The following is a 15,646-nucleotide window of genomic DNA, read 5'->3' as shown; positions in this document are numbered from 1 at the left end:
ACTCTTCACCCCCTTAACCCGAAACTGGCCACAAATAAATCAATCCCACAGGTTCAACTCGCACCGCCCTAATTTCGTAGGAAGCCTCAATTCGGGTAGGTTCAGAATTAATCTCTTCAACAAGTTTCTTCAGTCGCTCTTCCCAGTGGCGGCGGTCTGCGTCTAACTGCCGTTTTTCCTCGACTGGGAACTCTGCAAATGGAATCGATAACTGGATAGCTTTAGTTTCTTCAATTTCCTTTTTGCGTTGGCTAATACGCTGCTGCTGCTGTTCGAGAATTTTTTTCATCTCCGCAGCTTCTTTCTTGCCCCGTTCGGTTAACTGTTTCCCAGCCTTTTGAGCTAAAACATTAGCACGACGTTCTAAATGGGGAATCAAATCATCAATATCTTGGGCAGCATTCTGTTTTAGCAATGCTTTGACCGTCTCAGATGCTTTTTGCAAACGAAGGGAAGCTAAAGAATCTTCCAATAAAGCCATTACATTCTTTTTCTCGCCTTCATTGAAGGGTTGTAGTTTCTTGCGTCCCCTAGCTACTGGATCAGACCATTCCGCAGCGATCGCAATTACTTCGTCATGCAGCCGTGATGCACCCTGTCCGTAAACAGATAAGCGTCCCAAGGCGATAATTTTAGGAATTGGGTCATCAGTGAGGCAAACGCAAGCACGGGTTAACTCGTCATGTAAAAACCCTTGCGCTAAAAATCTCCCTAAAAGACGCTGTACAACTCGGTGTTCTAAATGCAGGTGAACTACATCCCCATCTAAGGAACAAGGATCGCGAAATACCACCGGACGAATCGGTGCTTCCCGTCGCCATTCCCAAGGCTTTTGCCCCCTCTTGCGTGGTGGTCTTAAGGTATCAAGAGTATTCGCCCATGTGGGATCTGCGCGTTGGTCAAGGGGTGGAAGCGTCCAACGTGCAGTTGCGGAGTCTTGGCAAGCTTCATTGCTATTGACTGGGGTCAGAGGAGTCGCGCCGAGAATTTCTAAAGAAGCAGAAATAGCATTGCGGAAGTGTTCGTCACTCAGTCCCAACCAATCCCGTGACGTTTTCAGCATCTCTTGCAACTGGGATAATTGCTTGGTTAATTCTTCTCTCCGCAGTCGATTTTCTTCCAATTCCTCATTTACTATCTGTAAGTTAGGTAAATCGGCTTGTTCTATGGAAGCAGTAATATTAGTTACCTGATTGTGGCGAATACCACCTTCTAATAACCGCGATAAATTCTTCTGCACAACTGGCGAAAGCGTTCCCAATTCTTTTTGAATTGTTTCGGTCTTCTTCACTAGCACTTTTAATACTTTGTCCTCTGTCCGTTGCGCTAAAACAAAGTAGTAGCAGCGAACAACAGGCGATCGCTGTAATTTCCTGTCAATACGTCCGTTACGCTGTTCCATCCTCGACGGGTTCCAAGGCACATCAAAATGGAATAGGTCAGCACAATTGTTTTGCAGGTTGACCCCTTCCCGTGCTGCATCTGTGGCTATGAGAATGCGGAGGGGGTGACGCGATGGGTCAGCATTGAAGGCATTTTTGATAGCTTCCCGGCGTTCTTCTCCAATACCACCATGAAATACATCAATGCGATCGCGTTCTTTATCTGAACCTGCGATCGCTTCTTGGAGTTTTTGCTGCAAGTAGCGTTTGGTATCTGTATATTCAGTAAATATAATGACTCGCTTCTCTACCCAAGCAGCATTAGGTTTACCCAAATCAGGACAGAGATTTTGTTTAATCCAAGCCACTAAATTTTCAACTCGTGGGTCTGCTTGATATCTAGCTTGGTTGGCTACATCGGTCATCTCTTCTAAAATTTCCAATTCCCGACTGCTTAACCCAAAGCTTGCAGCCTGCCCAGTAGCCACCGTTACCTGAGTATCTTCTTCTGCTTGTACTTCTTCTTCTGCTAGTTCAGCCCGTTCATCGTCAGCACCAGGGGATTCTAACAGCAACGGTAAATTATCGATGGCGTTTCCAGAACGGTTAATAGATTGCTTTTCAATCGCCACACGATGAACTTTTAAAGTGCGTGCAAAAGCTTCAATAGAAGACAGCAGACGCTTTTGCAGCGAGGTAATTACTAACATCGCCGCATTTTGGGTTGACCTTGATGCTTCCTTGAGTCGTTCTTCCCGCAGGTTGCGATACTCTTGTAGTAAGCGCGATAGCTTCAATTCCGGTGCATCTTCTGGAAGATGATCGATGACAATAGGAATAACCCGCCGTTCGGGAAACTCTTCGCCAATCTCCCGTAAATCTTGCTTTAACCGCCGCACCATCACCGTATCTAAAAGCTTGCGATCGCGCACGGGTACACCTCGACAAAACCGTTGCGGGTCGAGGATTTCTAACAAAGCTGCAAAGCTATTGGAATGTCCATTATGGGGCGTAGCAGAAAGGAACAATTTATGTTCAAAGCGTGGCGCAATATCGCGGACAGTGCGTGTGAGTTGAGAATCTACAGCATACTTCGTACCACTAGCTGGGGCTGCGTTGTGTGCTTCATCAAGAATCAACATTGATGCGCCTGTAAAATCTCCCAACCAATCACGCAAAGGAGCAGCATAGCTTTCATCGCGTAACAAAGCATGAGAAATAATGAAGCGGCTGTGAGTTGTCCAAGGGTTAATTCCATAACCCCGTTCTTGACGACGACTAGCTACAAACTCACGGTCAAAAATTACAAAAGTTAGCCCGAAGCGGCTTTCCATTTCTTCTTGCCATTGCCGTACAACCGACGGCGGACAGGAAATCAAAACACGGCGAACTTTTTGCCGCATCAACATCTCTCTTAAAATCAGACCTGCTTCTATGGTTTTCCCTAAACCAACATCGTCAGCAATAAACAAAGCAACTCTAGGCATTAATAAAGCCTTGCGTAGCGGTTCAAGCTGGTAAGCTTTGACTTCAATACCTGCACGGTATGGTGCTTGAAACAGTTTTGGGTCAGTTGAGGTAACACAATTCCAGCGCAGAGTATGGAGATAAGCCGAAAATAAACGGGGATTGTCAAAACCTCGGTTTGCTATGGACTCCCACGAAGTTTTACCTATGACTTTGGCATCAACTTCTCTTTCCCAAAGAACTTCTAACTGTTCTCCTAACGCGTCATCTTCTAAACACGAAAGGCAAACTAAAGTGTCTTCCTTCACCAAAGGTTTAGCCACTACATCTTCTACAAGATACTGCCGCGATCGCACCCGCACAATTTGACCAGTAGCAACACTCATCCCCTACACCCCTTTGCCCTGTTGGAACCCCTGCACCAATCACAGAGAAGCTATTTTTTGCATGAAAAATTACCTGTTAAGCGATCGCTTACAGTTACAAATCCGCAGATTTTAATTGAGTATAAAAATTTAGGATTTAAAATACTTGTAAATTTACTTAGCCAAAAACTAATGTATTTTTTAATACTTAATTTAAGAGCATATTAATTTACATTATTTAAACCATTTGAGTCTATTTAATGAAATATTGATATATTTTGCCCATCAAAGCCATACATAATTATGGCTATAAGCGTGAGCAAGTATACCAAGTTGTATGTTTAAAATGTAGCAATTTATCCTGTAAAACGTATCAGCATTAGTACGGATGTTACTATAAATTCCAACCCAGTTAGTCAGGCTTATATGTGATTGTGGTAGTCAGATTTGATGAGAAATTGCGATCGCACTGCACCGTCTCTTGAGGATTTTGATAGGAATTACCGGAACCAAAACGGTTCCAGAATATAGCCGCCATTACGAAGAATTAGTTAACCCAAATAAAACGTCTATCGCTTCTAAGTGACTTTATTTGTCACTAGACGTAGACTCATGTTTTTTCAACCATTCCTTAATAGCCTCCTCCAAAGCCGCAGTCTGCGTCAATTCCAGACGCGCACAGGCAATTTCAAAAGCGATTTTTAAGTTTTTAGGGAGTCTCCCCCGAACTTCTCTAGTTTCTTCTGCCATCCTAATTTGAAGCCAAAGCTTGCGGCTTTCATTTTTGCATAGCCTCTCAGTAAAAAAACATTTGCGGCATTGCGCTATTGCGGCATTGCGCTATAATATTAGAAGTAAAAAAACAATTAACAATCCTGTCAGTGTTACCCAATCTACAAAGCTGAGGACACCATGAGCGTTATTACAATTCAATGTCGCTTGGTTGCGGAAGAAGACACTCTCCGTCAACTGTGGGAACTTATGGCTGAAAAAAATACACCACTTATCAATGAATTGTTGCTACAGGTAGGAAAGCACCCAGAATTTGAAACCTGGCTAGAAGAAGGCAAAATACCTACTGAATTACTTAAAAAACTTGGTAACTCCCTCAAAACTCAAGAGCGTTTTGCTGGTCAACCTGGACGCTTTTACACTTCAGCGATCGCTTTAGTGGAATATTTGTATAAATCCTGGTTCGCATTACAGAAACGAAGAAAGAACCAAATAGAAGGGAAACAGCGTTGGCTAAAAATCCTCAAAAGCGATCTAGAACTGCAACAAGAAAGTCAATGCAGCTTAGATGTAATTCGGACTAAAGCCACTGAACTTCTTAGCAAATTTACCCCTCAGTCTGATCAGAATAACAACCAGAAAAAGGGCAAAAAGACTAAAAAATCTACAAAAGCTAAAACATCTTCACTTTTCAAAATTCTCTTAAACACTTACGAAGAAGCACAAGACCCTCTTACTCGTTGCGCTCTAGCATATCTGCTCAAAAATAACTGTAAAATTAGTGAACTGGATGAAAACCCAGAAGAATTTACGAGAAATAAGCGCAGAAAGGAAATAGAAATAGAGCGATTAAAAGACCAACTCCAAAGCCGCATACCTAAAGGTAGAGATTTGACAGGAGAAGAGTGGTTAGAAACTTTAGAAATGGCGACTCTCAATATCCCTGAAAATGAAAACGAAGCAAAAGCTTGGCAAGCAGCACTTTTAAGAAAAACGGCTATTGTCCCATTTCCTGTGGCTTACGAATCTAACGAAGATATGACATGGTTAAAAAATAATAAAAATCGTCTCTTTGTTCGCTTCAATGGTTTGGGAAAACTTACTTTTGAGATTTACTGCGATCAACGTCATTTGCACTATTTCCAACGCTTCCTAGAAGATCAAGAAATTAAACGCAATAGTAAAAACCAACACTCAAGTAGTTTGTTCACTCTGCGTTCAGGAAGACTTGGTTGGCTTCTAGGTAAAGATAAAGGTGAAGCCTGGAAAGTAAATCAGCTACATCTTTACTGTTCTTTAGATACTAGGATGTGGACTAATGAGGGAACTAAACAAGTAGTTGAAGAGAAAATTACGAAAATTGCTAAAACTTTAGATAGCACAAAACAGAAAGATGATCTCAACGATAAACAACAAGCTTTTATTACTCGTCAGCAATCAACACTAGCTCGAATTAATAACCCTTTTCCTCGTCCCAGTAAACCTAATTATCAAGGTAAACCCTCAATTCTAATAGGCGTTAGTTTTGGACTAGAAAAACCAGTCACAGTAGCTGTGGTAGATGTTGTTAAAAATGAAGTTCTAGCTTATCGCAGTGTCAAACAACTACTTGGTGAAAACTACAATCTTCTGAATCGTCAGCGACAACAACAACAACGCCTATCTCACGAACGTCACAAAGCTCAGAAACAGAATGCGCCAAATTCATTTGGTGAATCAGAATTAGGGCAATATGTGGATAGATTGTTAGCTGATGCAATAATTGCGATCGCAAAAACCTATCAAGCTGATAGCATAGTTCTTCCCAAACTGCGGGATATGCGGGAGCAAATCAGCAGTGAAATTCAATCCAAAGCAGAAAAAAAATGTCCTGGTTACAAGGAAGCTCAACAAAAATACGCCAAAGAATATCGGATTAGCGTTCATCGCTGGAGTTATGGACGATTAATCGAGAGTATTCAATCTCAAGCTGCACAAGCTGGAATCTCTACTGAAATGGGGACACAGCCAATTAGAGGCAGTCCACAGGAAAAAGCGCGAGATTTAGCCCTCTTTGCTTACCAAGAACGTCAAGCTGCACTAATTTAGTTTACTAATCCGAACCTTGAAAATATAATATGGATACAACAGTGCCGCAGTTCATGTTCTTTAGAGCCTCTGTACTGTGAAAAATCTGGGTTAGTTTGGCAGTTGGAAGACTGTCATGCTTTCTGACCCTGGTAGCTGCCCGCTTCTGATGCTGCCATCTGTAGAATTCTATAGATGAGATAGGTGCGCTCCCAGCAATAAGGAGTAAGGCTTTTAGCCATAGTCGTTATTTATAACGATGTGGATTTCCACAGTGGTGGCTACTGAATCACCCCCTTCGTCGGGGGAATCCTCCTAAACATTTTTTTTGGCGAACCAAAGCGAGGGCAAAAACCCTGGGGGTCTGCCAAAATCTTGAATCCCTTGTCCAGTATTGATTTGACTCATTTGAGTATTAATGAATGTCCTCACTTGAGAGCAGAAAAACAAGTTTTTAAACAGGTCTGCCAAAATCGCATCTGGAAACCTGTATTGGCAAGGGTCTAGACGGGCGGGGTTTCAATTACCATCCCGACTAGGGGTGGGTTGAAAGATATCCTGCAATCTCTCAACCCGAATACTTGTACATTCAAGGTTTCAATTACCATCCCGACTAGGGGTGGGTTGAAAGAATTCAACATCATCCTCATCGTGCAACCAACCATTGGTTTCAATTACCATCCCGACTAGGGGTGGGTTGAAAGTATTCATCCTTTGAATCTAAAACATCGCAAAGATCAAGTTTCAATTACCATCCCGACTAGGGGTGGGTTGAAAGCTAAAAATCGCATCGTAGGCGTGGGGTAATACTTGAAGTTTCAATTACCATCCCGACTAGGGGTGGGTTGAAAGATTAAACAGTAATTCTCGTTCTGAATTAGAAATTGTGTTTCAATTACCATCCCGACTAGGGGTGGGTTGAAAGTATCCAGTCGGAGATTGTGGGCTTGAAGGAAAATTCAGGAAGTTTCAATTACCATCCCGACTAGGGGTGGGTTGAAGATAGGTTGTTAACTTGTCTTAATAAGACTTTAAAATGGTTATAAAATAGGGCTGATCATGGGAGGGTTGAAAGGAGTGCTGCGATCGAACAAATATAAATAATCGAATAATGCACTTGCATTAATAACTTATTGTGTAGTCAATGGTAAGATCAAACGACATTAATTTGCGAAAACTCAGGATAATCGAATTGACTCCGAAAAATAGTCCCAGCGACATCAATTTGAGAAAAACGACATTAATCTGCGAATTGCGACATATAATGTGCGAATGTACATTTATAAACAAATGGAGAATAACGGATTTGAACCGATGGCCTCTGCGGTGCGATCGCAGCACTCTACCAACTGAGCTAATTCCCCAAAATCTGTACTAAGTCAAGAGTAATATTACTCATTAACTCGATACACCATCACCATATAGTATTCTAACATTCAGTTGCCGATGGCTGAGGCTCTTTTTGAGAATAAACTTTCTGGACGCGTTCGAGTTCCAAATCACTGAGATAATCAACAGTCCAGTTACAGCAGCGCTGGAGTATATGGAATGGGTAAGTATTCGCCACACCGACAACTTGCATTTGCGATCGCTTCGCCGCTTCGATACCTGCTGGAGTATCTTCAATTGCCAGACACTCGTATGGTTGAAGATTTAATTCAGGATATTCTTTATTCAGGCGTTTCACTGCCAATAAATAACCATCGGGTTCTGGTTTATTGGTGGTGATGTCATCACCCGCAACAATAATTATAAAATGCTCGGCTAGTTTAGCGCGGTGGAGTACCAATTCTATTTCTTGGCGAATCGCGCCACTGACTAATCCTAGTTTCAGATTCCGCGATCGCACTTGAAATATTAAGTCTTCTACGCCTGGATATAAAGGCAGTTTCTCGATTTTCTCTAGTTCCACCACATAGGCTTGGGCTTTGCGGTACAACAACTGAGTTAAATAGTTTTCGTTAGCTACTCTACCACGATTAGCGAGTAGTTGCCCAAAATAAGCGCGATCGCTGCATCCAAGAGAAGCTTGACGCTCACTCACTTTTTGGGGTTGGAGATTTTCTTTAACGAGAATCTCATCTATCAGTTGCAGGTGGATTGCCTCATCGTTAATGATGACACCATTAAAATCAAAGAGAACTGCCTTTAAACTCATGCGATTATGCCAAATACTGGAGATCCAAGTCCCTCCAAATCATTATTATCTATTGATGCGGGAGTATACCGACGGATATTTTCGGTTGCTATTGGTTTAACGCCGCTAGTTACCTGATTAATCCACCATACATCCTGCGATCGCACAGCTTCAAATCCGGCTGCACCCATATTCGCATCTATACTACCAGCAGCATACTCACGAATATATGGCTCTTCAAAAACATCATTAAGCCATTCTAACTGACGCAGAGTTTTTTGATTCCCATCCAGAATTAATACTTGCCCCCCAGTTACCAGCAACCGGAAGCTTTCTCGCAAAATTTCTAGAGACACCGCATCTGGTGTTTCATGAAATAGTAAAGAAGCTGTCACCAGATCAAATGTTGCATCCTTCAAACCAGTTTTTTCAGCATTCCCGTGTCGCCAGACTATATCTAAACCAGCATTTCTCGCTTTATCTTCCGCCCTTACCAGCATATAGGGTGATAAATCTAAACCAATAACTTCCGCTTCGGGGAAAGCCTGCTTTAACATTAAAGTAGTGGAACCTGTACCGCAACCTAAATCGAGTATGCGTCGTGGTTTCACCTTGACGGCATCAACTAAAGCCTGACGGACAATAGTTTCATTCGGCGGTAGAACGTATTGGGTAATGGGATCGTAAGTAACTGCTGCATCGGAATTGAGATATCCACCTGTAACACCGTGAAAGTTTTGATTACTGTAGTATGGCGGAATTATCACATCATCTCGTCGATAGCGATCGCTCTGTTTCTCCCAGTCAATACTATCAGCGTAACGCTGCAACCCGTCTTCATCAATCAAAAGACGCACTACAGGGGATAAAAAACGTTCCCAGATTGTATCTTGACGCACTGCCATATTGTGTCAGTTTTTGTAAAGGATTATTTCAATCATCGTTATTTTCTTTACAAATTTTAATACATCTTTTCTTCCAGTGGCATCGATTTGACACTTATAACTTTTTGTAGTATATTCGTAGTATTGACGTGTTATTCCCTAAAAGTAGTTCTTCAGCTCCCCGAAAATTGAGCTAGGCAAATGAAAGACAATGCAACATTTAAATTGCTACAACTAACTAGGTAATGGGTTATAAGTCATACCGATAATTATCAGTGCCCTATACCCAATCTAAAATTTAAAATCAAAAATAGAAAAATTATGCCTTACGAAAAGTTAGAAATTACCACACCAACACCCGTTTTATCTTGGGCAAATCACTCTTTGGGTTCAGAAGAAACCAAGATGGCAAAGAATATGGCATCATTACCATTTGTGTTTAAGCACATAGCTTTGATGCCAGATGTTCACTTAGGAAAAGGTGCCTTAGTGGGTTCTGTAATTGCGACGAAAGAGGCAATTATACCAGCTGCTGTCGGTGTGGATATTGGTTGCTTCATAGGAGATACCTTAATTCCTGTAGTGGATGGTAAATCCTATCGTATTAAAGACCTAATGGATTGGGGTAAAGAATTTATTGTTTATGCTTGTACGCCAACAGGAAAAATCGTTGCGGCTCAAGCAACTGCTAAGTTGACTAGACGAAATGCTTCATTAGTGAAAGTGATTCTGGATAATGGCGAAGAAATTATTTGTACTCCCGATCACCAATTCATGCTTCGGGACGGAACCTATAAAGAAGCTCAGTTGCTTCAAGCAGAGACTTCCTTAATGCCCTTTTATTCCAAGACTGACAAAGATGGTTACACCCTGATTAGTCAGCCATACTCCAGCAAATGGCAAAAAGCACACTGGATTATTGCCAGGTCTGGATTACTCGGCAAGATTCCGAGATTTGAGGGACAGAAAACAGTTATTCATCATCAGAATTTCCATGAATCTGATCATCGACCAGAGAATCTTGAATTCATTGCCGAATTTGAAGAGAAAAGAATTGCATCCCTTGCTCAAAAAGCAAAAACTCCAGAAGGATACCAATACTATGCTGAACGGGGAACTAAAAATATCCTTCAGTACATGGAACACCAACCAGAGCATTTTAAAAATGCAGTCGCAGGTAATGGTAATCGGGGTAAACAATATCTAGTTGAATATAATAAGAGTGAAAAAGGGAGAGAAAAGTCTCAAGAGATTGCTAACCGATACTATACCTGTGAGATTTGTGGTATAGATGTCAAAACTCCAATTGGACTCCACAATCACCGCAGAAAAGAACATCAATGCAATCACAAAGTTGTAGCAGTAAATCCACTAAATTACACAGAGGATGTTTACTGTCTAACAGTACCGCAGTACCATAATTTCGCGCTGAAAGCCGGAGTATTTGTTCATAACTGTGGAATGAGCGCTATCAAAACATCATTTACCGCCGAACAACTAGAAGGTAAACTAAAGAAAATCCGCCTGGATATTGAAGCCGCAATTCCGACTGGATTCAACGAAAACAAAGACGTTGAAAAATCTGTCAGCAATTGGCAACACTGGGATGATTTTAAAGACTTGCATCGCGGTGTGCAAGACCTCCAAGGTAAAGCAATGAAACAGATGGGTTCTCTGGGTGGAGGAAATCACTTTATTGAAGTGTGTCTCGATACAGAGAATCAAGTTTGGCTGATGCTGCATTCTGGTTCGCGTAACATTGGTAATAAACTCGCCCAGTGTCATATTCACACAGCCAGAGAATTAGCAAAAATGGCTGGTAATAAATTGCCTGACCCTGATTTGGCTCATTTTGTCGCAGGTACGCCAGAATTTCAAGCATACTGGCATGATTTGCAATGGTCACAAAACTATGCGCGTGTCAACCGCGATGTGATGATGGCGCGTTTTAAGCACATAGTTGAGAGGCATATAGCAGGTGGGAAGGCAACTAAACCTTTATTGCAGGTTAATTGTCATCACAATTATGCCGAAAAAGAAGTGCATTTTGATGAGAATGTATACGTTACTCGTAAAGGTGCAGTCCGCGCCCAGACTGAAGACTATGGGATTATTCCTGGTTCCATGGGGGCAAAGTCTTTCGTCGTTAAGGGTAAAGGTAATGCCCATAGTTTTTGTTCTTGTTCTCACGGTGCAGGGCGTTTGATGTCTAGAAATAAGGCAAAAAATGTCTATACACTGGATGATTTGATAGAGCAAACAAATGGCGTAGAATGCCGCAAAGATGAGGGAGTTTTAGATGAGATTCCTGGTGCTTATAAACCCATAGAACAAGTTATGGCAAATCAAGCAGATTTGGTTGAGGTTGTAGCAACACTCAAGCAAGTTCTTTGTGTGAAAGGATAAATTTGTAGAGAATATCCCAATTTGCCAAAAATATGAGAGAGAGGGCAAATTATTTGCCCTCTTATAGTTTATTCTGTTTAAAAATCTCTATCTACTTTGTAAGCTTGTAATAAGTATTGTCCATTGAAGTGAATGAGATGAGTAGAATCTTCAGCAACCCAAACATCGGTTTCCCAAGCAATTTCAGCTAAATACTCCACCATCGCTTTCCGACTTAAAAAGGTTGTTACCATTACAAGAGGAATTTTTATATCAACAAAAATAACTTCCAGTTCTTTCTTTGGTTTAGGGTTAATTGGGCCATGAGAAGTTACAGCTTCAATTAAAACTAGCCAATCATTTTTTAGATGATGGATAATCACATCAGGCATTTTTCCGTGAGAATCAACAGTAACGCCTAAATCTCTCAAGGCAACTTCATTAAAGTGGGCAAATTTTTCATCCGTATCACCAACATAAATCAATTTTCCTCCAGGTGTAAAACGTTCTGCGAACTCCTTAATAATCTTCTCAATCAAAATATTCTGTCCACCTGGAGATAAGGTTTTTATCTTCCCCTCAATCACAATAGGGATACGTGATAGTTCCCGCTCCTGAGCATATCGTTTTTTCAAAGTTTCAGATGAAGCAAGGTAAGTGCCAAGGCTCTTTTGCCATTCAGTGGTTCTATAAGTACGTAATAGCTCAAGCGCACTTTCTTCAATCTTATATACCGTTTTGGGACTGTTAATAGCGCGGTCAGGAGCATCTGGATTTGCAATTATCAAAGCTGCGTCTAAGAATTGATGGACTGTTTGACGGCGAACAGTTTCCCGCGTATTAGGTTTATATGTTTTGCCATAGTGCTGTGCCATAAATTCCATCATTGGTGTAATTCCCATTAAGGGAGATGCAGCAGCTTTCCAAGGTTCAGTCGGCTTTAAGTCAAGTAGAGCCAAAAGGGTTAAGGCTGAACGTTCATTAAGTTGTGCCCGTGGAAATCCAAGTTCAATTAGTATTTGTAGTGCTTCATCAATACGGGTTTTAATTATTAAGGGGTTGTTTTCAGACTGACTGCTCATACTCAGTAACTTTTCTTGCACAAGTTGATCAATTTCTTTCTGTGATGGGAAATACTCAGTAATACATCGCCCCACGGTTATTAGCTGTGCTATTGTAGGATATTTTAAATTTCGTAAATCAGTTGCATTAACCTGAGTATGACCATTAAATAAACGAAAAAATGTGTCCACGAGGCTAGAGTTAAGATAAGCAGTAAGACCACGTGCTAGGGTAAGATTTAGTCCCCTTCCCTCTTTGTGAAAATAATTAAGATGATTTTCAAAACCTACCCAATAACAATCAATCTGGTTAGCATCATATACAACGGCAACCACTCGTTTTTTTTCCTCTTTTGACGAAAATCGTTTGGTCAATACATAATTTTCATTTGGTACTAAAAGAGAGACTGTTTGTTCTGTATATACTAGAGCTTGGTGTTTTCTAGTTACCTTTGGATACTCAATATATCCTCCTGAGAAATTCAATGGATAAATCAAAGGAACAGAGTTTTTTTCTGGCATTAAACACAGATATTCTTTGGCACGAAAATCTACAACACGTCCAGTTGATACGGTCAATCCAAGGTCTTTTAATGTGCAGGTAAAATTCGCCATTTGTCGAATGACCTGCTGACTTAGTGTATCTGGGATAATATGGATGAATTGTTGCGAATCGTCGGGATGAACTACCTCTGTATAAGGTGAGTCATTTGACATAATAAAATCATCATCAACACTCGATATCGTATTGATGAGTACATTGTCAAATTTTGGTTTTTGTTTGACAGCATGAATGATAATTGTTTCTTGCAAAACTTCATCATCACTAAAAGCTTCCTGTCTGGATTCAAAAATATGTATTTGGTCTAAAGCCATCATTTCCAAAAACATTCTGCGGAAGTCTCTAAAATATGGACCATTACAGAAACTACGCGGCGAGATAGCTACAAGTTGCCCTCTTGATTCAAGAAGTTGAACTGTAGCAGCGATAAAACCTGTATATAGATTGCTGGCTTCTAATCCTATAGAACGTAACAAACCACGAACTTTGGAATGAGCGTTAATTTTTAAATATGGGGGATTGAGAATAGCGTGAGTAAATCTGCGATTGTCAGGATTATCGAATAAACTAAGTCCAAGAAGCCTGACGACATCCTCAATAAAATCCCTATCTCGAATCTCATAGTTGAAATAGATCCCAGCTATTTGACATTCTCTGGCACATAATTTCAATGTCTGATGCAAATACACAATCAGAAAAGGATCAATTTCATAGGCAACAATATCTAAATTGGCTGGACGTCGTTTCCTTTGACAAAGGTTAGCCACAAAAGCTGCAAGTAATGAGCCAACTCCTGCACCAGCATCAAGTAGAGATATTTGAGGAAGATCAAGCTTATCAAACATCCCAGCCATTAATTCCGCTACTGGAGCAGGAGTCAAAAATTGTCCAAGTTTTCCCTTCTGTTTTTGCTCCTGTTTCAAGCTTGCAGCAATCCTCAGAAGGTCTACTTGACCAAGTAAGTTTCTGGCAGAAGATTTCGACAAGCTTTTAAATTGCAACGGCTTGTGATGATAGTGCAAAATTATTATAGTTTGTCCAAAAAAATTGAGATGTAGGTATTATTTATTGTTAGCGCTATCACCGAGAAGCAGTTTTTCCTAGAGTAGCGCTAACATTTAAATTTGGTGTCTTTTCAAAATTACATTGTCAAAGATTGAGGATTCGTCTCAATCAATTTCGCTAAATCTTGCAAGAACGCCGCAGCATGGGCACCGTAAATAATCCGATGGTCAGAGGTGATATTAACTTGCATTTGTTGCCGCACGGCAAATAAACCATCGGGTGTTGCTACCACTTGCGGACGAGATGCCCCGATCGCTAAAATTGAACCTTGTCCAGGTGGTAAAATCGCATCAAATTTGTCTACGCCAAACATCCCCAAATTCGACAGGGTAAAAGTACCACTGTTGTATTCTTGGGGCTGTAGTTGTTTTGCCCTGGCACGTTCTACCAAAGACTTCCAAGTGCGCGATAGAGAATAAATATCTACTGCGTCGGCATTTTGTAGTACAGGTGTAATCAATCCGCCATCATCCATCGCTACCGCTACGGAAATGTTGATATCAGAATGATAAACAATACCCTGGTCTGAGTAGCTGGCATTTAAAAGTGGGTGTTTTTGCAACGTTACCGCTACAGCTTTCGCCAGTAGCGCTGTCATTGTCACGCCTTTGGATTTAATTTGTTTATAAAGTTTGTCTAATCCATCGGTGGTAATTGTATAACCGACACGGAAGACGGGCACGGATATGGTGGCTACCATGTTCCGCACTACAGCATTTTGGAAGGTAGTTAGAGGCACGATTTGACCAGGAACAGCCGCTACTACTGGTGTGGGTGCTGGTGTCCGAGGTGCTGGGGGTGCAACTGGGGCGCTGGTTGCTACAGGTGCTGCTGGGGCAACTGGGGCAGAGGCAGGTTGTTTGCCCTGATTAGACAACGCTTCTACATCTTCGGCGACAATGCGACCGTGGGGGCCACTACCTTGGAGTGTAGTTAAATCAACTTTGAGTTCTTTGGCTAACTTGCGGGCACGGGGTGAAGCTACAAGCCTTCCTTCTTTGTGGTTAGACCCGTTTTGAGAGGCTAAGGCAGGTGTTGTAGCTGAGGCTGTGCCGGCGGCGATTGGTTCAGGGGAAGAGGTAATAGTAGCAGCCGCGCCGGAGGAATTGGCGAGAGATTTCGCCTGTTCAATTTCAGCTTCCGTTTCGGCGATGAAGGCGATCGCAGATCCTACCGGGGCAGTTTCACCAGCTTCAACTATGATATGGGCAAGAAAGCCTTCATAAAAGGTTTCTACATCCATATCTGCCTTATCTGACTCTACAACCACCACTGTTTCGCCTTTTTCCACTTTGTCACCTGGCGATTTCACCCAGGAAACGATTTTGCCTTCGGTCATGGTAGAACTCAGAGCCGGCATAAATACTTCGTGAATGCTCATAGGGTGGTTTGGAAATCAATGGTTTATGGACTTTAACAGCTTTTGTCAGATCGAATTGTATCTTGGTGGGAGGGTTTTAGACTGTTTATATTTTAGGTTGGGTATTGGGCATCCCTTCTCTACGAGACGCTACGCGTAGCTTGCTTCCACAAAGTGGT

At 41.6% G+C, this 15,646-nt stretch carries 9 protein-coding genes, 1 tRNA gene and 1 CRISPR repeat array; of the genes, 2 read left to right on the top strand and 8 right to left on the bottom strand.

From position 1 onward, the window contains the following. Positions 1-13: 13 nt before the first annotated feature. The 3 genes from drmD to V7K50_RS19250 all read right to left on the bottom strand — a co-directional run bounded on the left by drmD (position 14) and on the right by V7K50_RS19250 (position 3,964). Complete coding sequence (gene drmD, locus V7K50_RS19260) at positions 14-3,235, bottom strand: DISARM system SNF2-like helicase DrmD (RefSeq protein ID WP_334962743.1); 3,222 nt, start codon at positions 3,233-3,235, stop codon at positions 14-16. Positions 3,236-3,626: 391 nt separating this feature from the next. After that, positions 3,627-3,752, bottom strand: coding sequence for a hypothetical protein (locus V7K50_RS19255; protein WP_334898891.1), 126 nt, complete (start codon positions 3,750-3,752; stop codon positions 3,627-3,629). 50 nt (positions 3,753-3,802) lie between these two features. After that, a complete protein-coding gene (locus tag V7K50_RS19250) occupies positions 3,803-3,964 on the bottom strand; it encodes a hypothetical protein (protein WP_334962741.1) in 162 nt (53 codons plus the stop codon). Positions 3,965-4,126: 162 nt separating this feature from the next. Here V7K50_RS19250 and cas12k point away from each other — a divergent pair, with 162 nt between their 5' ends. Then, the gene (cas12k, locus tag V7K50_RS19245; protein ID WP_334962739.1) at positions 4,127-6,034 is read left to right on the top strand and encodes a type V CRISPR-associated protein Cas12k; all 1,908 of its coding nucleotides are present in this window, start codon (positions 4,127-4,129) and stop codon (positions 6,032-6,034) included. Positions 6,035-6,529: 495 nt separating this feature from the next. Continuing rightward, positions 6,530-7,016: a CRISPR direct-repeat array (repeat unit 37 nt; unit sequence GTTTCAATTACCATCCCGACTAGGGGTGGGTTGAAAG). A 288-nt stretch (positions 7,017-7,304) separates the two neighbouring features. On the opposite strand, the gene V7K50_RS19240 is transcribed toward cas12k, so the two are convergent. The 3 genes from V7K50_RS19240 to V7K50_RS19230 form a co-directional block, all read right to left on the bottom strand. Continuing rightward, a tRNA-Ala gene (locus tag V7K50_RS19240) sits at positions 7,305-7,377 on the bottom strand. A 65-nt stretch (positions 7,378-7,442) separates the two neighbouring features. After that, the gene (locus tag V7K50_RS19235) at positions 7,443-8,171 is read right to left on the bottom strand and encodes an HAD family hydrolase (protein WP_334962738.1); all 729 of its coding nucleotides are present in this window, start codon (positions 8,169-8,171) and stop codon (positions 7,443-7,445) included. Next, positions 8,168-9,055 carry a class I SAM-dependent methyltransferase gene (locus V7K50_RS19230; RefSeq protein WP_334962736.1) on the bottom strand — a complete coding sequence of 296 codons (888 nt, stop codon included), beginning with the start codon at positions 9,053-9,055 and terminating at the stop codon, positions 8,168-8,170. The genes V7K50_RS19235 and V7K50_RS19230 overlap by 4 nt, the downstream gene beginning before the upstream one ends. Before the next feature lie 300 nt (positions 9,056-9,355). Here V7K50_RS19230 and V7K50_RS19220 point away from each other — a divergent pair, with 300 nt between their 5' ends. After that, positions 9,356-11,440 (top strand): RtcB family protein, encoded by a 2,085-nt coding sequence (locus tag V7K50_RS19220; protein ID WP_442944629.1) that lies wholly within the window; start codon positions 9,356-9,358, stop codon positions 11,438-11,440. A gap of 77 nt (positions 11,441-11,517) precedes the next feature. On the opposite strand, the gene V7K50_RS19215 is transcribed toward V7K50_RS19220, so the two are convergent. Then, positions 11,518-14,028, bottom strand: coding sequence for a BsuBI/PstI family type II restriction endonuclease (locus V7K50_RS19215; RefSeq protein ID WP_334962734.1), 2,511 nt, complete (start codon positions 14,026-14,028; stop codon positions 11,518-11,520). A gap of 155 nt (positions 14,029-14,183) precedes the next feature. Next, a complete protein-coding gene (locus V7K50_RS19210) occupies positions 14,184-15,488 on the bottom strand; it encodes a dihydrolipoamide acetyltransferase family protein (protein WP_334962732.1) in 1,305 nt (434 codons plus the stop codon). Positions 15,489-15,646 lie beyond the last annotated feature (158 nt).

Source organism: Nostoc sp. (assembly GCF_036917135.1).
Classification (GTDB): Bacteria; Cyanobacteriota; Cyanobacteriia; order Cyanobacteriales; family Nostocaceae; genus Nostoc.
Note: the sequence above shows the minus strand (reverse complement) of the source record. Positions and strands in the feature narration are given on the sequence as shown.